20 protein-coding genes, 1 tRNA gene and 1 pseudogene are annotated in these 24,188 nt (G+C 62.6%); 17 read left to right on the forward strand and 5 right to left on the reverse strand.

The window, feature by feature from the left end:
• The 5 genes and pseudogenes from EU803_RS00005 to EU803_RS00025 all read right to left on the reverse strand — a co-directional run.
• Positions 1-196: pseudogene (locus tag EU803_RS00005) on the reverse strand (electron transfer flavoprotein subunit beta/FixA family protein); the annotation flags it as partial.
• A gap of 199 nt (positions 197-395) precedes the next feature.
• Positions 396-968, reverse strand: coding sequence for a cob(I)yrinic acid a,c-diamide adenosyltransferase (locus tag EU803_RS00010; protein ID WP_129678808.1), 573 nt, complete (start codon positions 966-968; stop codon positions 396-398).
• Positions 969-970: 2 nt separating this feature from the next.
• Complete coding sequence (locus EU803_RS00015; protein WP_129678809.1) at positions 971-1,180, reverse strand: twin transmembrane helix small protein; 210 nt, start codon at positions 1,178-1,180, stop codon at positions 971-973.
• 66 nt (positions 1,181-1,246) lie between these two features.
• Positions 1,247-2,074: an SDR family NAD(P)-dependent oxidoreductase gene (locus EU803_RS00020; RefSeq protein ID WP_129678810.1), complete on the reverse strand. Its 828-nt coding sequence runs from the start codon at positions 2,072-2,074 to the stop codon at positions 1,247-1,249.
• Positions 2,075-2,122: 48 nt separating this feature from the next.
• Positions 2,123-2,707, reverse strand: a complete 585-nt coding sequence (locus EU803_RS00025) for an SH3 domain-containing protein (RefSeq protein ID WP_129678811.1) — start codon at positions 2,705-2,707, stop codon at positions 2,123-2,125.
• Between the two features lie 150 nt (positions 2,708-2,857).
• Here EU803_RS00025 and EU803_RS00030 point away from each other — a divergent pair, with 150 nt between their 5' ends.
• From EU803_RS00030 to EU803_RS00110, 17 genes are all read left to right on the forward strand, one after another.
• Positions 2,858-5,308 (forward strand): DNA topoisomerase IV subunit A, encoded by a 2,451-nt coding sequence (locus EU803_RS00030; RefSeq protein WP_129678812.1) that lies wholly within the window; start codon positions 2,858-2,860, stop codon positions 5,306-5,308.
• 71 nt (positions 5,309-5,379) lie between these two features.
• A complete protein-coding gene (locus EU803_RS00035) occupies positions 5,380-6,756 on the forward strand; it encodes a DUF898 family protein (RefSeq protein WP_207209145.1) in 1,377 nt (458 codons plus the stop codon).
• Positions 6,753-7,880, forward strand: a complete 1,128-nt coding sequence (locus EU803_RS00040; RefSeq protein ID WP_129678813.1) for a M48 family metallopeptidase — start codon at positions 6,753-6,755, stop codon at positions 7,878-7,880. Before EU803_RS00035 ends, EU803_RS00040 begins: the two co-directional genes overlap by 4 nt.
• 70 nt (positions 7,881-7,950) lie before the next feature.
• Positions 7,951-8,592 carry a hypothetical protein gene (locus EU803_RS00045; protein WP_129678814.1) on the forward strand — a complete coding sequence of 214 codons (642 nt, stop codon included), beginning with the start codon at positions 7,951-7,953 and terminating at the stop codon, positions 8,590-8,592.
• 141 nt (positions 8,593-8,733) lie between these two features.
• Positions 8,734-9,909, forward strand: a complete 1,176-nt coding sequence (tuf, locus tag EU803_RS00050) for an elongation factor Tu (RefSeq protein ID WP_129678815.1) — start codon at positions 8,734-8,736, stop codon at positions 9,907-9,909.
• 122 nt (positions 9,910-10,031) lie between these two features.
• Positions 10,032-10,107, forward strand: a tRNA-Trp gene (locus tag EU803_RS00055).
• 47 nt (positions 10,108-10,154) lie between these two features.
• Positions 10,155-11,045: a hypothetical protein gene (locus EU803_RS00060; protein WP_129678816.1), complete on the forward strand. Its 891-nt coding sequence runs from the start codon at positions 10,155-10,157 to the stop codon at positions 11,043-11,045.
• Between the two features lie 56 nt (positions 11,046-11,101).
• A complete protein-coding gene (secE, locus tag EU803_RS00065; RefSeq protein ID WP_129678817.1) occupies positions 11,102-11,338 on the forward strand; it encodes a preprotein translocase subunit SecE in 237 nt (78 codons plus the stop codon).
• Between the two features lie 189 nt (positions 11,339-11,527).
• Positions 11,528-12,061: a transcription termination/antitermination protein NusG gene (nusG, locus tag EU803_RS00070; protein WP_129678818.1), complete on the forward strand. Its 534-nt coding sequence runs from the start codon at positions 11,528-11,530 to the stop codon at positions 12,059-12,061.
• Between the two features lie 104 nt (positions 12,062-12,165).
• Positions 12,166-12,591, forward strand: a complete 426-nt coding sequence (gene rplK / locus EU803_RS00075) for a 50S ribosomal protein L11 (RefSeq protein WP_129678819.1) — start codon at positions 12,166-12,168, stop codon at positions 12,589-12,591.
• Complete coding sequence (gene rplA / locus EU803_RS00080; RefSeq protein ID WP_129678820.1) at positions 12,591-13,289, forward strand: 50S ribosomal protein L1; 699 nt, start codon at positions 12,591-12,593, stop codon at positions 13,287-13,289. Before rplK ends, rplA begins: the two co-directional genes overlap by 1 nt.
• Positions 13,290-13,545: 256 nt before the next feature.
• A complete protein-coding gene (gene rplJ, locus EU803_RS00085) occupies positions 13,546-14,058 on the forward strand; it encodes a 50S ribosomal protein L10 (protein ID WP_129678821.1) in 513 nt (170 codons plus the stop codon).
• A gap of 72 nt (positions 14,059-14,130) precedes the next feature.
• The gene (gene rplL, locus EU803_RS00090; RefSeq protein ID WP_129678822.1) at positions 14,131-14,505 is read left to right on the forward strand and encodes a 50S ribosomal protein L7/L12; all 375 of its coding nucleotides are present in this window, start codon (positions 14,131-14,133) and stop codon (positions 14,503-14,505) included.
• Positions 14,506-14,750: 245 nt separating this feature from the next.
• Positions 14,751-18,890, forward strand: coding sequence for a DNA-directed RNA polymerase subunit beta (gene rpoB, locus EU803_RS00095; RefSeq protein WP_129680099.1), 4,140 nt, complete (start codon positions 14,751-14,753; stop codon positions 18,888-18,890).
• Between the two features lie 50 nt (positions 18,891-18,940).
• A complete protein-coding gene (gene rpoC / locus EU803_RS00100; RefSeq protein WP_129678823.1) occupies positions 18,941-23,188 on the forward strand; it encodes a DNA-directed RNA polymerase subunit beta' in 4,248 nt (1,415 codons plus the stop codon).
• A gap of 164 nt (positions 23,189-23,352) precedes the next feature.
• Positions 23,353-23,700 (forward strand): metalloregulator ArsR/SmtB family transcription factor, encoded by a 348-nt coding sequence (locus tag EU803_RS00105; RefSeq protein ID WP_129678824.1) that lies wholly within the window; start codon positions 23,353-23,355, stop codon positions 23,698-23,700.
• Positions 23,690-24,157, forward strand: a complete 468-nt coding sequence (locus EU803_RS00110; protein ID WP_129678825.1) for an SRPBCC family protein — start codon at positions 23,690-23,692, stop codon at positions 24,155-24,157. Before EU803_RS00105 ends, EU803_RS00110 begins: the two co-directional genes overlap by 11 nt.
• The last annotated feature ends 31 nt before the right edge of the window (positions 24,158-24,188 follow it).

Consider the following 24,188-nt stretch of genomic DNA (forward strand, 5'->3'; position numbering starts at 1 on the left):
TCACGCCGATCGAAACCGCAACGACCTCCTCGGCCTTGCCCGCTTCCTTCAGACGGATCGCCTCTTCAACCGCAATCTCGTCGAACGGGTTCATCGACATCTTCACATTGGCAAGATCAACACCCGTGCCGTCCGCCTTAACACGAACCTTCACGTTGTAGTCGATCACGCGCTTCACAGGCACCAAGACCTTCATAAGCGTAAATCTCCCAAGTTTGCTGTGCAGGATGCACTGACTCGAGGCTGGTGTTAGCAAGCGCGGCACGTCGAAAACAGTGCAAAATCGACGCGGCATGGATCAGGGACGCCACGTCCGCCGTTTCGGTGACGCAAGGGAATGGGGCAGGGGCGCCGGTGTTAGCGGTCACGTCCCAATGTGGAAAGGAGATCCGCCCCTAGCGGGTCGCGCCCGGCACCCAAAGGACATCGTCCTGTCCATCGTTGTTCGCGATCCGCGCCGCGACGAAGAACCAGTCGGACAGACGGTTGAGGTATTTCACCGCCGCCGGGTTCACTGATTCCATCGTCGCCAGTTCGACGGCCTTGCGTTCGGCGCGCCGCGCCACGGTCCGGCACACATGCAGATGCGCCGACAGGGCCGATCCGCCCGGCAGGATGAAGCTGCGCAGCGGTTGCAACTTTGCGTTCATCGCGTCGATCTCGCGCTCCAGCCGGTCCACCTGGCTGTCGACGATGCGCAGCGGCGTGTATTCGGCCTCTGCGTCCTTTTCCATGTCGGGGCGGCACAGGTCCGCGCCCAGATCGAACAGGTCGTTCTGAATCCGCTCCAGCGCGGCGGCGGTATCGCCGTCGGCCGCCAGCCGGGCGACACCGACGAAGCAGTTCAATTCGTCCGAGGTGCCATAGGCGGCCACCCGCATCGAATGTTTGGCCACGCGCGCGCCGTTGCCAAGCGCGGTTTCGCCGTGGTCGCCGGTTTTGGTGTAAATCTTGTTCAGAACGACCATGGTTACTGCCCCCCGCTGCGGCGCAGCCAGACGAACAGCAGGATCAGCAGGACCGCCACGAACTGCGCCGCGATCCGGTAGCGCATGATCTTGTTGGCGTTCCGCTTGTTGTATTCCCCGCCCTTCGAAAAGGATCCGATGCCCCAAAGCAGAATGCCGGCCACCAGCAAACAGGACAGGGCGACGACAATGAACAGCGGGTCTTGCAGCATTTGGAACCTCGTGCGGGTCTGCGGTTTCGCCCCGATGTAGCAGGGCTGTCCCGAAAAGAAAGGGGGCTAGCCCCTGGAAATGATCCAGTCCAGCGCCCGGCTGGGCAACAACCGCTTGAGAAGGCCCATCGCATGGGTCGGCGTTGTGACATAGTAACGCGGCCTTGGGTTCGGGCTGTTCAGCGCCCGCAAAAGCACCTTTGTCACCGCGGCGGCAGGCAGTTCGAACCGGTCGGGTGCGCGCTCTTCATACAGACGGTTCCGCAGGGTTTCGTATTGTTGTGCCCGCGCCGAGGCCTGCCAGTCGATCCAGCGTTCAAAATGCGGGATGGCGTTCTGCCGGATCTTCGATGTGATCGGCCCTGGTTCGATCAGCACGACCTTGATGCCCGTCTCCGCCATCTCTAGCCGCAGCACGTCGGACAGCCCTTCCAGCGCGTATTTCGTGGACACATAGGCGCCACGCCATTTGTAGGGGACGAACCCGAGGATCGAGGAACATTGCACGATCCGCCCGTGGCCCTGTTGTCGCATGACCGGGATCACCGCCCGGGTCAGCTCATGCCAGCCAAAGACATTGGTTTCGAATATGGCCCGCAGCGCGTCGGTCGGCACATCCTCGACCGCGCCGGGGCAGGCATAGGCGCCGTTGTTGAACAGCGCGTCCAGCGTGCCGCCCGTGGCCTCCAGCACCTCGGCCAGCCCCTTCTGGATCAGCTTTGGATCGGTGTAGTCGATGCGCGGGCTTTCGAAGCCTTCGGCGATCCGCTTGTCACAGTCATATTGGGCGCGGCAACTGGCAAAGACCCGCCATCCGGCAGCCCGCAGCCCATGCGCCGCATCAAGACCGATGCCAGAGGAACAGCCAGTTATCAGGATGGATTTCTGCGTCATGGCGCAGTCATGCCGGGCGGACCGATAGGGGGCAAGCGTTTTCGCGGGTCAGGCGCCGATCTCGACCAGCAGGCGTTCGGCCATCCAGCCGACCTTGCCGTCCTCGACCGTGCGGATCCGAGCCCAGCCGTTCAGGGTTTCCAGAACCTCGGCTTCGGTCCCGCGCGTCAGGGTCACGATCACGCCATAGCTGGTGCCGGGGCCGGACCGCATGTTCACCCGCGACCCGGACACCGCCCGCAGGTCTGTCTGTGCCACCAGCGCGGGCGCGGAAGTGTCGATCAGGGGTTGGGCAAGCGACTGAAAGACCAGCGTCGTGGCTGCGGTCTCAGCTTCGGCTACCTCGGTCGGCGGGGCAGGCGGCACGGTGTCCTCACTGCTCATGGCAAGGGCCAGCGCCGCCTCAAGCGCCTCGGCGGGCGAGGTTTCAACAACTGGTGCCGTGAGTTCGGGGGCCATGGCGCTGGCAAGGACAACCTGCGCCTCGGGCACCGCCGGGGCCAGCGTTGATTTCGAGACGGCCGCCGGTTCGGCAGTTGTCGCGACGACGCGCTCGCGTTCTTGCGGCACAAACTCCGCCCCGCCGGACGCCTCGTAGAACGCCCATCCCATGAACACAAAAGTCAACGGCACATAAACTTTCACCACGTCACCCCCAACCGGCAATTACAGCAGACACCAGAATATATTAGCGGGATTCGCAGATTTTTCGGAGGGAAAACCCAAAATTTCCTCCCCCCAACCCGTCTTTACGACGGTCGCGGGCGCCGCTACACAACATCCATGAATGATCTTCCCGAAGACCCCAATATCGGCTCTGCCGTTGTCAGTGAACCGCTGCGCCGCGCCATTGGCGACCGCTACCTGACATACGCGCTGTCGACCATCATGAACCGGGCGCTGCCCGATGCGCGGGACGGGTTGAAGCCCGTGCACCGGCGGATTCTCTACGCCATGCGCGAGCTGAAGCTGTCGCCGACTGGTGGGTTCCGGAAATCGGCCAAGATCTCCGGCGACGTGATGGGGAACTATCACCCGCATGGCGACGCGGCGATCTATGACGCCATGGCCCGCCTCGCCCAGGATTTCGCGGTGCGTTACCCGCTGGTCGACGGGCAGGGGAACTTTGGCAATATCGACGGCGATAACCCCGCCGCCAGCCGCTATACCGAGGCGCGGATGACCGCCGCGGCCGAGGCCCTGATGGAAGGGCTGGACGAAAACGCCGTGGATTTCCGGGCGAACTATGACGGGACGCTGGAAGAACCTATCGTGCTGCCCGCCGCCTTCCCGAACCTTCTGGCCAATGGGGCCAGCGGCATTGCCGTGGGCATGGCAACCAACATCCCGCCGCATAATCTGCACGAACTGATTGACGCCTGCCTGCATCTGATCAAGACGCCCGATGCCCGCGACGATACCCTGCTGAACTATGTGCCCGGCCCGGATTTCCCGACCGGCGGCATCATCGTCGAACCACGCGAAAACATCGCGCAGGCCTATCGCACCGGGCGCGGATCGTTCCGTCTGCGCGCGAAATGGGAGGTCGAGGATCTTGGCCGTGGCCAGTGGCAGATCATCGTCACCGAAATCCCCTATCAGGTTCAGAAGTCGAAGCTGATCGAAAAGCTGGCCGAGGTCATCCAGACCAAGAAGGTGCCGCTTCTGGCCGATGTGCGCGACGAATCCGCCGATGATGTGCGCATCGTGCTTGAACCCCGGTCGCGGACTGTCGAACCCGACATGCTGATGGGGATGCTGTTCCGCAATTCCGATCTGGAAATCCGGTTCAGCCTGAACATGAACGTGCTGATCGACGGGCTGACCCCCAAGGTCTGTTCGATGAAGGAAGTGCTGCGCGCCTTCCTGGATCACCGGCGCGACGTGCTGCAACGCCGCAGCCGCCACCGGATGGACAAGATCGACAACCGGCTCGAGGTGCTGTCAGGCCTGATCACCGCCTTCCTGAACCTTGACCGGGTGATCGACATCATCCGCTACGACGACGACCCCAAGGCCGCGCTGATGTACGAGGACTGGAGCACGCCGCACCAGTCTACCCTCCGCCGCGCCACCTCGGAACGGGATTACCTTTCGCCGCTTGCCGGTGTCGATGTGTCCGGCCTTGCGCTGATCGTTGACGAAGACGCCGTTGCGCCCGCCTTTGCCGAAGACAGCGAACGCAAGATCCCGTCGTCCTACGCGGGCCGGGAAAACGGGCTGTCGGATGTGCAGGCCGATGCGATCCTGAATATGCGGCTGCGCAGCCTGCGGCGGCTCGAGGAGGAGGCGCTGGTCAAGGAACGCGATGCCCTGATGATCGAGCGGGCCGACCTCGAGGACCTCTTGGACAGCGAAGACCTGCAATGGGCCAAGATCGCCGACCAACTGCGCGAGACCCGCAAGGCCTTTGGCAAGGACAGCCCCGGCGGCGCCCGCCGCACCCAGTTCGCCGAAGCGGGCGAGGTCGAAGAGGTGCCGCTTGAGGCGATGATCGAACGCGAGCCGATCACCGTCATCTGTTCCAAGATGGGCTGGATCCGGGCCATGACCGGCCACATCGACCTGACCCGCGAGTTGAAATTCAAGGACGGGGATGAAGGCCGGTTTGTCTTCCATGCGGAAACCACCGACCGGTTGCTGATCGCCGGGCAGAACGGCCGGTTCTACACACTCTCGGCGGCGAACCTGCCGGGAGGGCGCGGCATGGGCGAACCCCTGCGGCTGATGGTGGACCTGCCCAACGACAGCGACATCGTTGATATCTTCAAGCACGACCCCGAGGGCAAGCTGCTGGTCGCTTCGAACGTGGGCAACGGCTTTGTCGTGCCGGAAACCGAGGTTCTGGCCCAGACCCGCACCGGCAAGCAGGTGTTGAACGTCAAAGACGGGGAAACCGCCTGCATCGTCCACCGGATCAGGGGCGATCATGTGGCGGTCGTGTCGCAGAACCGCCGGTTCCTTGTCTTCCCGTTGGCCGAGGTGCCGGAAATGGGCCGGGGCAAGGGCGTGCGGTTGCAGAAATACAATCAGGCGCGCGGCGCACAGGGCTTGCTGGAACTTGACGGCGGGTTGTCCGACCTCACCACCTTCAACATCGAAGAGGGGCTGAGCTGGACCATGGGCGGCGGCAACACCCGCACCGAAAAGGACCTTGGCCAATGGCTGGGCAAGCGGGCGGGCGTCGGAAAACAGCCCCCCCACGGCTTCCCACGCGACAACAAGTTTACCTGAACCGGCAGGCCGGGCTTGCCCCGGCACCGCTCTTTGGCGAAGATCAGGGTCAAAGAGCAATCGAGGCGTGTATGACAGAGGGGCAGGGGCCGTGGGCGGCCGGCAAGAAACTGGACACCAGCACGCACCGCAGCCCCTGGCCCCATGCCGCGGGCGCTGATCCGTCCCCCCGAGTCACGCCGCAGGACGACGCGCGGCCGCGGTTTTCGGTTCCGCCGGCCAGCGGGCAATTGGCGACTGGTTTTGCGGGACGCCGGGGGCGGCTGTTCGGCCTTGCCTTTCGGACCAGCCTTCTGACGATCCTGACCCTTGGGATCTACCGGTTCTGGATGAAGACGCGGCTGCGGCGCTGGTATTGGTCGGCGGTGCGCCCGGGGGGAACCCCGCTCGAATACACCGGCACCCCGATCGAGAAACTTCTGGGGTTCCTGATGGCCGTGGTCATCATGGCCTTTTACATCGGGGTCGTGAACCTGATCCTGATGTTCGTCAGCTTCGCGGTTCTTGCCGACAATTACGCGGCCTACCTGACCAGCTTCCTTGGGGTGATCCCCTTGTGGTTCTATGCCTCATACCGGTCCCGGCGCTATGTGCTGGCCCGGACCCGGTGGCGGGGCATCCGGTTCGGGCTGGAACCGGGGGCGTGGGGCTACACGTGGCGCGCGATCCTGCACTGGATGGTCACCATCCTCAGTCTTGGACTGCTCTGGCCGCGCATGACCTTCGCGCTTGAGAAATACAAGATCGACCGGACCTCCTTCGGCTCGGTCCGGCTGCATCAGGGCGGCAAGTGGACCATGCTCTACCGGATCGCGCTTTTGCCCATTCTGTCCGGGCTGACGATGGTCGGGATCGGTGTCTGGATCCTCTACCTTGATCCCATCGGGCCGATGGTGCCGGACCCGTTCAGCGATGTGCGCCAACTTGGGCCACGCAACCCGGAGCGGATCTGGCTGCTGGTTCTGGCCGGGATGGTCGGATGTGTGGGGATTGTCCGCTATATCGTGCAGTCAAAGGCGATCATGGCCAATCACAAGACCGCCGGCGGCGTCGGGCTGATCGCGGCGCCGCGCACCGGCCGGGTGCTCTGGATCTACTCGATGGGCTATTTCCTGACCTACCTGTGCATGGTGCTGCTGATGATCCCGCTTCTGATGCTTCTCGGGTTCTATCAGCTTGGGTTCGAACCCGACTTCGGCGAGGGGCCAGTTTCCGCCATCCCGGAATGGGTGCTGATCGTCGCGGGGCTGATCCTGTATTTCTCCATCTTCCTGACATGGTCCGTGCTGCGGCACCCGCTGGTGACCCTGCCGCTGTGGCGGCACTACGCCGAGACGCTGACCATCACCGGAGAGGCGGAACTGGCGCAGATCCGGCAACGCGACCGCGACGAGTTTTCCGAGGCCGAAGGCTTTGCCGAGGCGCTGGACGTGGGAGCCGCCATATGAGCCTGTTTCCGCCCCGCACATTCGTCGACCGTGCCATCTATCATGACGGGCAGACCGCCGCCGCCCGGCGCATTCAGGTCGAGGTTATGCCCCTCGAAAAGCTGCTTGTTCTGCACCTTGATGACGGCGCGAAACTGACCTGGCCGCTGGACGAGGTCCGGCAGGTCCCCGACCTTGCGGGCAAGGATCAGCTGGTGTTGCGGCGGGCCGGAACCGGGACCGAGCGGATCATCGTCGCCAATGCCACCGATATCGGGTTGATCCGGGCGACCGCGCCGAACCTTGGACGGAAAGACCCGGTTCCGCAAAAGGGGCGCATTCTGCGCTGGGCTTCTGCGGCGGTGGGGGCGGTTGCGCTGATCATCTTTGTCCTTGTCCCGGTCATGGCCGACCAATTGGCCCGATTCCTGCCGCCCGAAGGGGAAAAGGCGCTGGGCGATGCCACCCTTCTTCAGATCCGGCGGGCGCTGGATGAAACGGGGTTCAGCGAACTGCCCATCTGCGACAGCCGCAAGGGAACCTATGCCCTGCGCCAGATCGAACGGCGGCTGGCGGCTAATGCCGACTTGCCCATCGATTTGACCGTGCATGTTCTGGATCACCCGATGGTCAACGCCTTTGCCCTTCCGGGCGGGCATATCGTTCTGTTCCGCGGGCTGATCGACGAGGCCGAGACCCCCGAGGAGGTCGCCGCCGTCTTTGCCCATGAAATGGGGCATGTCGAGGCCCGCGACCCGACCCGCATCGCCCTGCGGTCCGCCGGGTCCATCGGGGTGCTGGGCCTGTTGTTCGGGGATTTCGCCGGTGGGGCGCTGGTGCTGTTCCTGACCGAACGGCTGATTCAGGCGGATTACACCCGCGAGGCCGAGGCCGCCGCCGATGCCTATGCCCATAGCCTGCTTCTGGCCGCCGACCTGCCGCCGCATGGCATCGCGACCTTCTTCGAACGGCTTCAGGACAGCTATGGCGACGAACCCGCAATCCTTCAGCATTTCCTGTCGCACCCGGAAATGGGCGACCGGATCGCCGCCGCCCGCGCCGCGACCCCTGCTTTCTTCGAGGGGCGGCAGCTTCTGACCGAAACAGAGTGGCAGGCGCTGCGGGCGATCTGCGACCGCTACTAATGGCCGGGTGATTGCCTGTCGGGGCAGGCTGGGCTAACCATGTCTGACCGGTTTCAAAAAGGGGGTCCACATGATCCGTCGCATTGCCGCACTTGCCTTCCTGTCGCTTCTGGCCGCCTGTGGCGGGGTGCGGGACGATCTGACCACCGCGCCTGACCCGATCGGCAACTTCCTTCTGGGTCATAACATCGCCGCGGCGGTCGACCCGCAAAAGGGCCCGTTCTCGCGCGATGCCACGAATGAGGAATGGAAGGCTGCGGTCGAACAGGCGGTGGCCGACCGGTTGGGCCGCTACGACGGGGACGCCTATTACCACGTCGCCATCGGCATACAGGGCTATGTCCTGGCCATGCCGGGCATCCCCGCGGTCTATGCCCCGAAATCCGTGCTGATCTTCGAAGTGACCTTTTTCGAGGACGCCACCCAGCGCAAGCTTAACGAAGAGCCGATCCAGCTGACTGTCTTCGAACCCTGCTGTTCGATTCCCTTCCTTGGGTCCGGCCTGTCGAAATCCCGAGAAGAACAGCTTGAAGGGCTGGCCTTCAACGCGGCGCGGGCCATCGAACGGACGATGCGCGAAAACGCCGATTGGTTCGGCGGCACGCCCGAGGTGCTCGAGGAGGATGCCACCATCCTGTCCGGCAACCGCATGGCCGAGATTCAGGCGGAGGCAGAGGCTGGGGCAGAGGCCGGGGCGGCCGAGGCCCAGTAAATCTCCGCCGCGTCGGCCTCTCGCAATCTTGCGGGGATCGGTGCTTGATTTCCTCGCGGTTCGTCGATACATCGCCCGCGATGTCGAAACGGGCCGCAGGGAATGCAATGCCGGGCCCCCGAACTTGCGAGGCCGAGCCAGATGGCTAAGGAAAAGTTTGAACGTAATAAGCCGCACGTGAACATCGGGACCATTGGTCACGTTGACCACGGCAAGACCACGTTGACCGCTGCGATCACGAAGTATTTCGGTGACTTCCGTGCGTATGACCAGATTGACGGCGCGCCGGAAGAGAAGGCCCGCGGGATCACCATCTCGACCGCTCACGTGGAATACGAGACCGAGAACCGTCACTACGCCCACGTCGACTGCCCCGGCCACGCCGACTATGTGAAGAACATGATCACCGGTGCTGCCCAGATGGACGGCGCGATCCTGGTTGTGAACGCTGCTGACGGCCCGATGCCGCAGACCCGCGAGCACATCCTGCTGGGCCGCCAGGTGGGCATCCCCTACATGGTCGTCTACATGAACAAGGTCGACCAGGTCGACGACGAAGAGCTGCTGGAACTGGTGGAAATGGAAATCCGCGAGCTTCTGACTTCCTACGAATACCCGGGCGACGATATTCCGATCATCCGTGGCTCGGCCCTGGCCGCCATGGAAGGCCGCGACGCCGAGATCGGCGAGAACTCGATCCGCGCGCTGATGGAAGCTGTCGACAGCTACATCCCGACCCCGGCCCGTGCGGTTGACCTGCCGTTCCTGATGCCGATCGAAGACGTGTTCTCGATCTCCGGCCGCGGCACGGTTGTGACCGGTCGTGTGGAGCGTGGCGTGATCAACGTTGGCGACGAGATTGAAATCGTCGGCATCCGCGACACCAAGAAGACCACCTGCACCGGTGTGGAAATGTTCCGCAAGCTGCTGGACCGTGGTGAGGCCGGCGACAACATCGGCGCCCTGCTGCGTGGTGTTGACCGTGAAGGCGTCGAGCGTGGCCAGGTGCTGTGCAAGCCGGGTTCGGTGAAGCCGCACACCAAGTTCGAAGCCGAAGCCTACATCCTGACCAAGGAAGAAGGCGGCCGTCACACCCCGTTCTTCGCCAACTACCGCCCGCAGTTCTACTTCCGGACCACCGACGTGACCGGGACCGTTGAACTGCCGGCCGGCACCGAGATGGTGATGCCGGGCGACAACCTGAAGTTCGGCGTCGAACTGATCGCGCCGATCGCCATGGAAGACGGCCTGCGCTTCGCCATCCGCGAAGGCGGCCGCACGGTTGGAGCAGGGGTGGTTTCCAAGATCATCGAGTGATCCTTCGGGATATCGCGATAGGGGCCGCCTTCGGGCGGCCCTTTTTCTTTGGGGGGAGGCCTTTTCGCGTCCGGACCCCCTTGATCTTGGTCGTAGGTGCCAGTAATTGCCTCCTTGGTCCTAGGGGTATAGCTCAGCTGGTAGAGCGACGGTCTCCAAAACCGTAGGTCGCGGGTTCGAACCCTGCTGCCCCTGCCACCACCTTTTCGGGCGCCACCGGGCGCATGTCCTGCCGAGAGGTTTTCTTGACCAACTTTCCCACCCTTGCCCTGCACGTCGGTCCGCACAAGACCGCGACGACCCATTTGCAACGCGCGATGGAGCGGAACAAGGAGCGGCTGATCGCCCATGGGGTGCGGTTCTACGGCCCCGAGTACCTGCGCGACCGGGGGCGGAACGTTTCGGGCCTGTTCGGACTGGCCGGGGGCCGGGCGTCGCATCGGGCGCCTCACGACCAGTTGCGGTTTCTGGCAAAAGACGGGCATCGGGTTGTCCTGAGCGAGGAAAACTTCTTTGGGCGGCTGCGGGAAGACGACGGGTCGCTGCCCCGGCCCCTCTACCCTGATGGTCCGTCGCGGGTGGCTGACCTGGCCGCCGCCCTGCCCGGTGTCCGGCTGGAGGTGTTCATCAGCCTGCGGCACCCGCTCCGCATGATCGCTTCCATGTATAGCCAGCTGCTTTACAGCCATGTCTACATGACGCCCGAAGACTTCTGCACGGCCCATGATCCGGCGATTCTGGACTGGCTGCGGATCCTGACCGACCTGTCGAAGATCGACGGGTTGGCGGCGATCAACGTCTGGCGCTACGAGGACTACAACCGCATTCAGAACCGCCTGATCCCGGCCTTCATCGGCGAGGCCGCGGCCGACGGGTTCGAGCCCGAACCGGGCCGCCCGAATGTCGGCCTGTCGCAAGAGGGGATGGAGTGGGTCTTTGCCCAGCTTGCCGCCGATCCGAACGCCGATCCGATCGACACGGCGCGCGCCCGCTTCCCGGTGGCGGGCGGCCGGGAACGGATGCAGCTTTATTCCGATGACATCCGCGCGGCGGAGGACCGCCGCTATACCGCGCAGATCGCCGCGATCCGGGACTTGTCCAAGGTCCGGTTCATCGACCCGGCCGCGCAGGCTTGAAAACCGCGCCGCAACTGCGTATGTCGGCGAGCGTTCAAACAAGGAAGCAACAGCCCATGGCACAAGGTGGCACCGCCCAACCGCAGGAAAAGCGCAAGCGCACCTCTCCGGTTCAGTTCATCCAACAGACCCGCGCGGAAATCGCCAAGGTGGTCTGGCCGACCCGCCGCGAGGTTTTGCTGACCACCCTGATGGTCTTCATCATGGCCGTGCTTCTGGCGTCCTTCTTCGCGCTGGTGGATATTCTGATCCGCACGGGGCTGGATGGGGTCCTGACCTACTTCGGTAGCTGACGCCCAGGAAAGTGGGCTGACCCCCTTGAATTCATTGGCTTTGAGGGGTATCAGCCAGCGACTTCCGGATAGGGCGTGCGGCGAATCGTGTTGCACGCCGATTTTTGTTTTCGGAAATATTCAGGTTAACGGCCTGAACAAAATGGAAATTTTTGCCTTCGGGCATTTGACGGCGAGGTGTCGAGGAACATGGCGAAACGGTGGTATTCGGTAAGCGTGCTCTCGAACTTCGAGAAGAAGATCGCCGAACAGATCCGCGCCAAGGTGGCTGAATCGGGGCTGGAAGACCAGATCGACGAAGTTCTGGTGCCGACCGAGGAAGTGATCGAGGTTCGCCGCGGCAAGAAGGTGACGACCGAACGCCGGTTCATGCCGGGCTACGTTCTGGTCCACATGGAAATGTCGGACGAGGGATATCACCTCGTCAACGGAATCAACCGGGTGACCGGGTTCCTTGGTCCGCAGGGCCGCCCGATGCCGATGCGCGACGCAGAGGTGCAGGCGATCCTTGGCCGGGTCGAAGAGGGCCAGGAAGCGCCGCGGACCCTCATCCACTTCGAAGTGGGCGAGAAGGTCAAGGTCAACGACGGCCCGTTCGAGGATTTCGACGGGATGGTCGAGGAAGTGGACGAAGACAACCAGCGCCTGAAGGTGACGGTGTCGATCTTTGGCCGGGCCACCCCGGTCGAACTGGAATTCACTCAGGTCTCCAAGCAGGCCTGATGAACCTTGTGGGAGGCGAGGCGGTCGCGACCGTCGGACCGGACCACGCAACGTAAGGCCCTGACCGGCGCGCCGGATCAGGGGTTGAAAGAAGGAGAGGCCAAATGGCCAAGAAAGTCGTAGGGCAGCTGAAGCTCCAGGTGAAAGCCGGGCAAGCCAACCCCTCCCCGCCGGTCGGCCCCGCACTGGGTCAGCGCGGCATCAACATCATGGAATTCTGCAAGGCGTTCAACGCCAAGACGCAGGAGATGGAGCCGGGTGCCCCGTGCCCGACCGTGATCACCTACTATCAGGACAAGTCGTTCTCGATGGAGATCAAGACTCCGCCGGCGTCCTACTACCTGAAGAAGGCGGCCAAGCTGAAGTCCGGCGCCAACAAGCCGGGCAAGGAAACTGCGGGCACCGTGACCGTGGCTCAGGTTCGTGAAATCGCCGAAGCCAAGATGAAAGACCTCAACGCAAACTCCGTCGAGGCCGCAATGCAGATCATCCTGGGCTCCGCCCGGTCGATGGGCGTGGAGGTGAAGTAATGGCCAAGCTTGGTAAGCGCACCCGCGCAGCCCGCGACGCATTCGCCGGCAAGGAAAACCTGTCGGTCGCCGATGCGGTTGAACTGGTCAAGGCAAACGCCAACGCCAAATTCGACGAAACCGTCGAAGTTGCCCTGAACCTTGGTGTTGACCCGCGTCACGCCGACCAGATGGTTCGTGGCTCGGTCAACCTGCCGAACGGCACGGGCAAAACCGTCCGCGTCGCCGTGTTCGCCCGTGGCGACAAGGCCGACGAAGCCAAGGCCGCCGGTGCCGACATCGTTGGCGCCGAAGACCTGATGGAAACCGTGCAGTCCGGCAAGATCGACTTTGACCGCTGCATCGCCACCCCGGACATGATGCCGATCGTCGGCCGTCTGGGTAAGGTTCTTGGCCCGCGCAACCTGATGCCGAACCCCAAGGTCGGCACTGTGACCATGGACGTCAAGGAAGCTGTCGAAGCTGCCAAGGGCGGTCAGGTCCAGTTCAAGGTTGAAAAGGCCGGTGTGGTCCATGCCGGGATCGGCAAGGCCTCGTTCGACGCCAAGAAGCTGGAAGAAAATCTGCTGGCTTTCGTCGACGCCGTGCAAAAAGCCAAGCCGTCGGGTGCCAAGGGCACCTACATGAAGAAGGTCGCGATCAGCTCCACCATGGGGCCGGGCGTGTCCGTCGACGTGTCCTCGGCGACCGGCAACTAAGAGATTTGTTGCCCCGCAAGGGGTGACGAATGGCGGGGCCGCGAAACCGGCCCCGTCCTGTCCGAGACGGAGGGTTGGGAGACATCCCAATAATTCCTTCCCGAGATGGGGAACGAGACAAGATTTCCGTTTGGGCGCATCCGCGTTCCTTCGGGCGATCACGGCCTCGGGACCCTGAAATTGGACCCGAATGCCCCCAGAAGACCGGGGGTTAAATTGAGCCGGAGGGGAAACCCTCCAAACTTGGAGTGAAACTGTGGATAGAGCACAAAAAGAGAAGCTGGTCGACGAACTCGGCCAGATCTTTGAAAGCTCTGGCGTCGTGGTGGTTGCCCACTACGAAGGCATGACAGTTGCCGAAATGCAGGACCTGCGCGCGCAAATGCGTGAAGCGGGCGGGTCCGTGCGCGTTGCCAAGAACAAGCTCGCCAAGATCGCCCTTGAGGGAAAGCCCTGCGCAAGCATCGCTGACTATCTCACGGGCATGACCGTGCTGTCCTATTCTGAAGATCCCGTGGCTGCGGCCAAGGTTATTCAGAAATACGCCAAGGGGAACGACAAGCTCGTGATCCTCGGCGGTGCAATGGGCGACACGGCGCTTGACGCCGCTGGTGTCAAAGCGGTCTCCGAAATGCCGTCGCGCGAGGAGCTTATTGCCTCCATCGTCGGCTGCATCGGTGCACCCGCTGCGAACATCGCCGGTGCCATTGGCGCGCCTGCTTCGAACATCGCGAGCATTCTTTCGACCATCGAAGAGAAAGCTGCATAAGCAACCTGACTGCCCTCGTGGGGATCAAGTCCCACACGTTGGAACACACATCAAACGAACGGAAAGCATAAAATGGCTGATCTGAAGAAACTTGCTGAAGAGATCGTGGGTCTGACCCTTCTCGAAGCCCAGGAACTGAAAACCATCCTGAAAGACGAATACGGCATCGAGCCCGCCGCTGGCGGCGCTGTCATGATGGCTGGCCCCGCTGCTGAAGCTGGCCCGGCTGCCGAAGAAAAGACCGAATTCGACGTCGTTCTGAAGGACGCTGGCGCCCAGAAGATCAACGTGATCAAGGAAGTCCGCGCCATCACCGGTCTTGGCCTGAAAGAAGCCAAGGACCTGGTCGAAGCCGGTGGCAAAGTCAAAGAAGCCGCTGCCAAAGCCGAAGCCGAAGAAATCAAGGCGAAGCTGGAAGCCGCTGGCGCCACCGTCGAGCTGGCCTAAGCCAGACGACCGGGGCCGCTCTGGCCCTGCAAACACAGGCTGGGCCCGCGAAATCGCGGGTCCAGCCGAACCTGTCTTAGCAGGGGGCGACGCAATGGCCCCCTTCTTGGGTAGGTTCCAATGGTCGGGAGGTGTCCGGTGGGACGGACGCCAGGAATTGACCGGAAAGCCCGCTCTCAGATGGGTCTCGTGCCGTAGCCCAGCGGCGTGAACCCGCGACGAGATATGAAAAGGTGATGACGCACATGGCTCAATCGTTCCTTGGCCAGAAACGCCTGCGCAAGTACTACGGCAAAATCCGCGAAGTTCTCGAAATGCCGAACCTGATCGAGGTTCAGAAGTCGTCCTACGACCTGTTCCTGCGGTCCGGCGACGCGGATATTCCCGCCGACGGCGAAGGCATCAAAGGCGTGTTCCAGTCGGTTTTCCCGATCAAGGACTTCAACGAAACCTCCGTTCTGGAGTTTGTGAAGTACGAACTGGAAAAGCCGAAGTTCGACGTTGAAGAATGCATGCAGCGCGACCTGACCTACAGCGCCCCGCTGAAGGTTACCCTGCGCCTGATCGTGTTCGATGTCGACGAAGACACCGGCGCCCGCTCGGTCAAGGACATCAAGGAACAGGACGTCTTCATGGGCGACATGCCCCTGATGACCCCGAACGGCACCTTCATCGTGAACGGGACCGAACGCGTCATCGTGTCCCAGATGCACCGGTCGCCCGGCGTGTTCTTCGACCACGACAAGGGCAAGACCCATTCCTCGGGCAAACTGCTGTTCGCCTGCCGCATCATCCCCTACCGCGGCAGCTGGCTGGACTTCGAATTCGACGCCAAGGACCTCGTGTTCGCGCGCATCGACCGTCGCCGCAAACTTCCCGTGACCACCCTGCTCTATGCCCTTGGCATGGACCAGGAGGCGATCATGGATGCCTACTACAACACCGTGGACTACAAGTTCGAGAAGAAGGGCCGGGCCTGGGTTACCAAGTTCTTCCCCGACCGTGTCCGCGGCACCCGCCCGACCTATGACCTTGTCGACGCCAAGACCGGCGAAGTCATCGCCAAGGCCGGTGAAAAGGTCACCCCGCGCACCGTGAAGAAGCTGAAGGACGACGGCAAGGTCACCGACCTGCTGGTGCCCTTCAACCACATCGTGGGCAAATACGTCGCCAAGGACATCATCAACGAGGAAACCGGCGCGATCTACGTCGAAGCCGGTGACGAGCTGACCCTCGAGATGGACAAGGACGGCGACGTGATCGGCGGCACCGTCAAGGATCTGCTGGACGCGGGCATCACCGATATCCCGGTGCTGGACATCGACAACATCAACGTCGGCCCCTACATCCGCAACACCATGGCCGCGGACAAGAACATGAACCGCGAAAGCGCGCTCATGGACATCTACCGCGTCATGCGTCCGGGTGAACCGCCGACCGTCGATGCTGCCTCGACCCTGTTCGACAGCCTGTTCTTCGACAGCGAACGCTATGACCTCTCGGCCGTTGGCCGGGTCAAGATGAACATGCGTCTCGATCTGGATGCCGAAGACACCCAGCGCACCCTGCGCAACGAAGACATCGTTGCCTGCGTCAAGGCGCTGGTGGAACTGCGCGACGGCAAGGGCGACGTGGACGACATCGACCACCTCGGCAACCGCCGCGTCCGCTCGGTCGGCGAACTGATGGAAAACCAGTACCGCGTCGGCCTTCTGCGGATGGAACGCGCGATCAAGGAACGCATGTCTTCGGTCGAGATCGACACCGTCATGCCGCAGGACCTGATCAACGCGAAGCCGGCCGCCGCCGCAGTGCGCGAATTCTTTGGTTCGTCGCAGCTGTCGCAGTTCATGGACCAGACCAACCCGCTGTCCGAAGTGACGCACAAGCGCCGCCTGTCGGCCCTTGGGCCGGGCGGTCTGACCCGCGAACGCGCAGGCTTCGAAGTGCGCGACGTGCACCCGACCCACTATGGCCGGATGTGCCCGATTGAAACGCCGGAAGGGCCGAACATCGGTCTGATCAACTCGCTGGCCACCTTCGCCCGCGTGAACAAATACGGCTTCATCGAAACCCCCTACCGCCGCGTTGTGGACAGCAAGGTGACCGACGAGGTCATCTATATGTCCGCGACCGAGGAAATGCGTCACACCGTGGCCCAGGCCAACGCGACGCTGGATGACAAGGGCGCGTTCCAGAACGATCTGGTCAACACCCGCCAGTCGGGCGACTACACCATGGCCCCGCGCGAAAGCGTGGACCTGATCGACGTGTCGCCCAAGCAGCTGGTGTCGGTTGCCGCCTCGCTCATCCCGTTCCTTGAAAACGACGACGCCAACCGCGCCCTGATGGGCTCGAACATGCAGCGTCAGGCCGTGCCGCTTCTTCAGGCCGAGGCGCCGCTGGTCGGCACCGGGATCGAAGGCGTCGTGGCCCGTGACTCGGGTGCTGCGATCATGGCGAAACGCGCCGGGATCATCGACCAGGTCGATGCCCAGCGTATCGTTGTGCGCGCCACCGAAGACCTCGAAGTGGGCGATCCGGGCGTGGACATCTACCGGATGCGCAAGTTCCAGCGGTCGAACCAGAACACCTGTATCAACCAGCGTCCGCTGGTGAAGGTGGGCGACACCGTGCAAAAGGGTCAGGTCGTGGCCGATGGTCCGTCGACCGACATGGGGGAACTGGCGCTCGGCAAGAACGTCGTCGTCGCCTTCATGCCCTGGAACGGCTACAACTACGAAGACTCCATCCTGATCTCGGAACGGATCGTCCGTGACGACGTCTTCACCTCGATCCACATCGAGGAATACGAAGTCGCCGCCCGCGATACCAAGCTGGGGCCGGAAGAGATTACTCGCGACATCCCGAACGTTGGTGAAGAAGCGCTGCGCAACCTCGACGAGGCTGGCATCGTCTACATCGGCGCCGAGGTCGGGCCTGCGGATATCCTCGTCGGCAAGATCACCCCGAAGGGCGAAAGCCCGATGACGCCGGAAGAAAAGCTTCTGCGCGCCATCTTCGGTGAAAAGGCGTCCGACGTGCGCGACACCTCGCTGCGCCTGCCGCCGGGTGATTTCGGCACCGTGGTCGAGGTCCGCGTGTTCAACCGCCACGGCGTGGAAAAGGACGAACGTGCGCTCCAGATCGAACGGGAAGAGGTCGAACGCCTTGCCCGTGACCGGGACGACGAAATGGGGATCCTTGACCGGAACATCTATGCCCGCCTGAAGTCGATGCTTCTGGGCAAGGTGGCCGTGAAGGGGCCGAAGGGCTTCAAGGCCAATACCGAGGTGACGGAAGAGGTCCTTGCCGACCTGACCCGTGGCCAGTGGTGGCAGCTTGCGCTGAAGGAAGAATCCGATGCGCAGATCGTCGAGGCCCTGAACGAACAGTACGAGGCGCAGAAGCGCCAGCTGGACGCCCGTTTCGAAGACAAGGTCGAAAAGGTCCGTCGCGGGGATGATCTGCCGCCGGGCGTGATGAAGATGGTCAAAGTCTTCGTCGCCGTGAAGCGCAAGCTTCAGCCGGGCGACAAGATGGCCGGTCGTCACGGGAACAAGGGTGTGGTTTCCAAGGTTGTGCCGATGGAAGACATGCCGTTCCTTGCCGATGGGACGCCCGTCGACTTCGTTCTGAACCCGCTGGGTGTGCCGTCGCGTATGAACGTCGGTCAGATCCTTGAAACGCACATGGGCTGGGCGGCCCGCGGTTTGGGCATCCAGATCGACGAAGCCCTGCAGGAATATCGCCGGTCCGGCGACCTGACCCCGGTGCGTGAAGCGATGCACTTTGCCTATGGCGACGATGTCTATGACGAAGGCATCGCCGGCATGGACGAGGCTGACCTGATCGACGCCGCGTCGAACGTGACCCGTGGTGTGCCGATCGCCACCCCGGTGTTCGACGGCGCGAAAGAGGCGGACGTGAACGATGCCCTCAAGCGGGCCGGTTTCGACCAATCCGGTCAGTCGGTTCTCTACGATGGCCGCACCGGCGAGCAGTTCGCCCGCAAGGTGACGGTCGGCGTGAAGTACCTGCTGAAGCTGCACCACCTTGTCGACGACAAAATCCACGCCCGTTCGACCGGGCCGTACTCGCTCGTCACGCAGCAGCCGCTGGGTGGTAAGGCGCAGTTCGGTGGCCAGCGTTTCGGGGAAATGGAGGTCTGGGCTCTGGAAGCTTACGGCGCCGCCTACACCCTGCAGGAAATGCTGACGGTGAAGTCGGACGACGTGGCAGGCCGGACCAAGGTCTACGAGTCGATCGTCAAGGGCGAGGACAACTTCGAAGCCGGCGTGCCCGAGTCGTTCAACGTCTTGGTGAAAGAAGTCCGGGGCCTCGGCCTCAACATGGAACTCCTGGATGCGGAGGAGGAGGAGTAGGGCCCCGCGCCCCGCTCCCCCCACCTTCCCCTGATATGTAAGGACGCAAAATGAACCAGGAACTGACCAACAACCCGTTCAACCCGCTCACCCCGGCCAAGGCATTTGACGAGATCAAGGTCTCGCTGGCCTCGCCCGAGCGGATTCTGTCGTGGTCCTATGGCGAGATCAAAAAGCCCGAGACCATCAACTACCGGACCTTCAAGCCCGAGCGTGACGGCCTGTTCTGTGCCCGCATCTTCGGGCCGATCAAGGACTACGAATGCCTCTGCGGCAAATATAAGCGGATGAAGTATCGCGGCGTTGTCTGCGAAAAATGCGGGGTCGAAGTTACCCTGCAAAAGGTTCGCCGCGAACGCATGGGCCACATTGAACTGGCCGCTCCCGTCGCGCACATCTGGTTCCTCAAGTCGCTCCCCAGCCGGATCGGCCTGATGCTGGACATGACCCTGCGGGATCTGGAACGCATTCTCTACTTCGAAAACTACGTGGTGATCGAACCGGGCCTGACCGACCTGTCCTACGGCCAGCTGATGACCGAGGAAGAATTCCTCGACGCGCAGGACGTCTATGGCATGGACGCCTTCCAGGCGAACATCGGCGCCGAGGCGATCCGCGAAATGCTGTCGATGATCGATCTTGAATCGACCGCCGAACAGCTGCGCGAAGAGCTGAAGGAAGCCACCGGCGAACTGAAACCCAAGAAGATCATCAAGCGCCTGAAGATCGTCGAAAGCTTCATCGAATCCGGCAACCGTCCGGAATGGATGGTGCTGACCGTCGTTCCGGTCATTCCGCCGGAACTGCGCCCGCTGGTCCCGCTGGACGGCGGCCGCTTTGCGACCTCGGACCTGAACGACCTGTATCGCCGCGTGATCAACCGGAACAACCGCCTCAAGCGGCTGATCGAACTGCGCGCGCCCGATATCATCGTCCGCAACGAAAAGCGGATGCTGCAGGAATCCGTTGACGCCCTGTTCGACAACGGCCGTCGCGGCCGCGTCATCACCGGCGCCAACAAGCGTCCGCTGAAATCGCTCTCGGACATGCTCAAGGGCAAGCAGGGCCGCTTCCGTCAGAACCTTCTGGGTAAGCGGGTCGACTTCTCGGGCCGTTCGGTCATCGTGACCGGCCCCGAACTGAAGCTGCACCAGTGCGGCCTGCCCAAGAAGATGGCGCTCGAACTGTTCAAGCCGTTCATCTACTCGCGGCTGGAGGCCAAAGGGCTGTCCTCGACCGTGAAGCAGGCGAAGAAGCTGGTCGAAAAAGAGCGTCCCGAGGTTTGGGATATCCTGGACGAGGTGATCCGCGAACACCCGGTTCTTCTGAACCGCGCGCCGACCCTGCACCGTCTGGGCATCCAGGCATTTGAACCGATCCTGATCGAAGGCAAGGCGATCCAGCTGCACCCGCTGGTCTGCTCGGCCTTCAACGCCGACTTCGACGGCGACCAGATGGCCGTGCACGTCCCGCTGAGCCTTGAGGCCCAGCTGGAAGCCCGCGTCCTGATGATGTCGACGAACAACGTTCTGTCGCCCGCAAACGGCGCGCCGATCATCGTTCCGTCGCAGGACATGATCCTTGGCCTCTACTACACCACCATCCAGCGTGACGGGATGAAAGGCGAAGGCATGGCCTTCTCTGACATCGAAGAAGTCGAACACGCGCTGGCCGCTGGCGAGGTGCACCTGCACGCCAAGATCACCGCGCGGATTCCGCAGATCGACGAAGAAGGCAACGAGGTCATCAAGCGGTATGAAACCACCCCGGGCCGTCTGCGTCTGGGTGCGCTTCTGCCGAAGAACGCCAAGGCCCCGTTCGAACTGGTGAACCGCCTTCTGCGCAAGAAGGAAGTGCAGCAGGTCATCGACACCGTCTACCGTTACTGCGGTCAGAAAGAGTCGGTCATCTTCTGTGACCAGATCATGGGCATGGGCTTCCGCGAGGCCTTCCGCGCCGGGATCTCCTTCGGCAAGGACGACATGGTCATCCCCGACACCAAATGGACGCTGGTCGACGAGACCCGCGATCAGGTGAAGGACTTTGAACAGCAGTACATGGACGGCCTGATCACCCAGGGCGAAAAGTACAACAAGGTCGTGGATGCCTGGTCGAAGTGTAACGACAAGGTCACCGAGGCGATGATGTCCACCATCTCCGCCAACAAGGTCGACGAGAACGGCGCCGAAATGGAACCGAACTCGGTCTACATGATGGCCCACTCCGGGGCCCGTGGCTCTGTCACCCAGATGAAGCAGCTGGGCGGCATGCGCGGCCTTATGGCCAAGCCGTCGGGCGAGATCATCGAAACGCCGATCATCTCGAACTTCAAAGAAGGTCTGACCGTGCTGGAGTACTTCAACTCCACCCACGGCGCCCGTAAGGGTCTGTCGGATACCGCTCTGAAGACCGCGAACTCGGGCTACCTGACCCGTCGTCTGGTTGACGTGGCGCAGGATTGCATCGTGCGTCAGAACGATTGTGGCACCGATCTTGCGATCACCGCCGAAGCAGCCGTGAACGACGGTGAAGTCGTGTCCTCGCTGGCCGAGCGTGTGCTGGGCCGGGTTTCCGCCGATGACGTTCTGCGTCCGGGCACGGACGAGGTCGTCGTCGCCGCAGGCGAGCTGATCGACGAACGTCGCGCCGACCTGATCGAAACCGCCGGCGTCGCCAAGATGCGCATCCGCAGCCCGCTGACCTGCGAGGCCGAGGATGGCGTCTGCGCCACCTGCTACGGGCGTGACCTTGCCCGCGGCACCAAGGTGAACATCGGCGAATCCGTCGGGATCATCGCGGCACAGTCGATCGGTGAACCGGGCACCCAGCTGACCATGCGGACCTTCCACATCGGCGGCGTTGCGCAGGGCGGGCAGCAGTCCTTCCTCGAAGCGTCCACCAACGGCAAGGTCGAATTCCGCAACGCATCGTTGCTGGAAAACGCGATGGGCGAACAGATCGTCATGGGCCGGAACATGGTCATAGCGATCATGGACGAAAGCGGCGAAGAACTGGCACAGCACAAGGTGGGCTACGGCTCCAAGGTGTTCGCCAAGGAAGGCGCCATGGTGTCCCGCGGTGACAAGCTGTTCGAATGGGATCCCTACACCCTGCCGATCATCGCCGAAAAGGGCGGTATCGCCCGCTTCGTCGATCTTGTGAACGGCATCGCCGTGCGCGAGGAAACCGACGATGCAACCGGCATGACCCAGCGGATCGTGACCGACTGGCGGTCGGTGCCGCGCGGCAGCGACCTCAAGCCCGAGATCATCATCGCGGGCGAAGATGGCGAACCGGTGCGCAAGGAAGACGGCAACCCCGTCACCTATCCGATGTCGGTGGATGCGATCCTGTCGATCGAAGACGGTCAGAAGATCGAGGCCGGTGACGTGGTCGCGCGTATCCCGCGCGAAGGCGCCAAGACCAAGGACATCACCGGGGGTCTTCCCCGCGTGGCGGAACTGTTCGAAGCCCGCCGTCCCAAGGACCACGCCATCATCGCCGAAATCGACGGCTATGTGCGCTTTGGGAAGGACTACAAGAACAAGCGTCGCATCGCCATCGAATCCGCCGAGGATCCGGATCAGCGCGTCGAATACATGGTGCCCAAGGGCAAGCACATTCCGGTTCAGGAAGGTGACTTCGTCCAGAAGGGTGACTACATCATGGACGGCAACCCGGCACCGCACGACATCCTGTCGATCATGGGGGTCGAGGCCCTTGCAGATTACATGATCAACGAAGTGCAGGACGTCTACCGGCTTCAGGGCGTGAAGATCAACGACAAGCACATCGAGGTGATCGTTCGCCAGATGCTGCAGAAGTGGGAGATCATGGACTCCGGCGACACCACCCTTCTGAAGGGTGAACATGTCGACAAGTCGGAATTCGACGCCGCCAACGAAAAGGCACTGGCACGCGGTGGCCGTGCGGCACAGGGCGAGCCGATCCTTCTGGGGATCACCAAGGCATCGCTCCAGACCCGCTCGTTCATCTCGGCCGCGTCCTTCCAGGAAACCACCCGCGTGCTGACCGAGGCTTCGGTTCAGGGCAAGCGCGACAAGCTGGTCGGCCTGAAGGAAAACGTCATCGTTGGCCGTCTGATCCCGGCCGGGACCGGTGGCGCCACCAGCCGCGTGCGTCGCATCGCCGGCGAACGCGACAACAAGGTGATCGAGGCCCGGCGCGAAGAAGCCGAAGCCGCCGTTGCCCTGGCTGCGCCGGACATGGACGATGTGGTCGGCGGGGACGACTTCGACACGCTGGTCGTGGACATCCCCGAAAGCCGCGAAGAATAATCGCGACTGACTCAAGAACAGCGAAAGGCCCCCACGGAAACGCGGGGGCCTTTTCGTTTTCGTCACGGCCCTTTTCTGCAAACCTCACCGTAGCGGCAGCGGGAAAGTTAGGATCATAGCTAACTAATATTGACAGGGGTCGGTTTCCGGTCATACTTAGCTACATGGCTAAGTATGGAGCGAATCTCGACCTCTGTTTCGCGGCGCTGAGTGATCCCACCCGACGCGCGATCCTTTCCCGCCTTGCGCGCGGCGAGGCAACCGTAAGCGAACTGGCGGCCCCACATGACATGGCGTTGCCGTCCTTCATGGGGCACCTGCGGCGGCTGGAAGAGGCCGGACTGGTTGCTACCCGGAAAAGTGGCAGGACAAGGTTCTGCACCCTCTCGGCCAATGCCTTTCTCCCGGCTCGGTCGTGGCTCGACGAACAGAAAGACCTCTGGGAACAACGCCTCGATACCCTCGACACCTATGTGACTTCACTTCTGAAAGACGATCCCGATGAACCTTGACCCTCAGACTGACCTCTCCTTCACCCGCACCCTTGCCGCGCCCCGGCAGCTTATCTGGGAATGCTGGACGACCCCCGAACACATCAAGAATTTCTTCATCCCCAAGCCCCACAGCGTCACCGCCTGCGACATCGACCTGCGGGTCGGCGGCCGGTTCAACACCACCTTCGAGGTGGAAGGGAACGTGATGGAAAACACAGGCGTCTATCTGGAAATCGTGCCGGGCACGCGGCTGGTCTTCACCGATGGCTACAGCGAAGGTTGGAAGCCAGCGGCCGACCCCTTCATGACCGCCATCATTGACCTAGAGGACGATGGCAACGGCGGGACCATCTATACCGCAACCGCGCGGCACCGGTCGCAGGAGGCCGCCCAGAACCACGAAGCCATGGGCTTCTTCGATGGCTGGGGCACCGTCGTGACGCAGCTGGAGGCCTACGCGCAAAGCCTGTCCTGACCCCAAAGGACAAAGCGGGCGATCCCTCTGG

Origin of the sequence: Loktanella sp. IMCC34160 (assembly GCF_004145845.1) — a bacterium.
Lineage (GTDB): Bacteria > Pseudomonadota > Alphaproteobacteria > Rhodobacterales > Rhodobacteraceae > SELP01.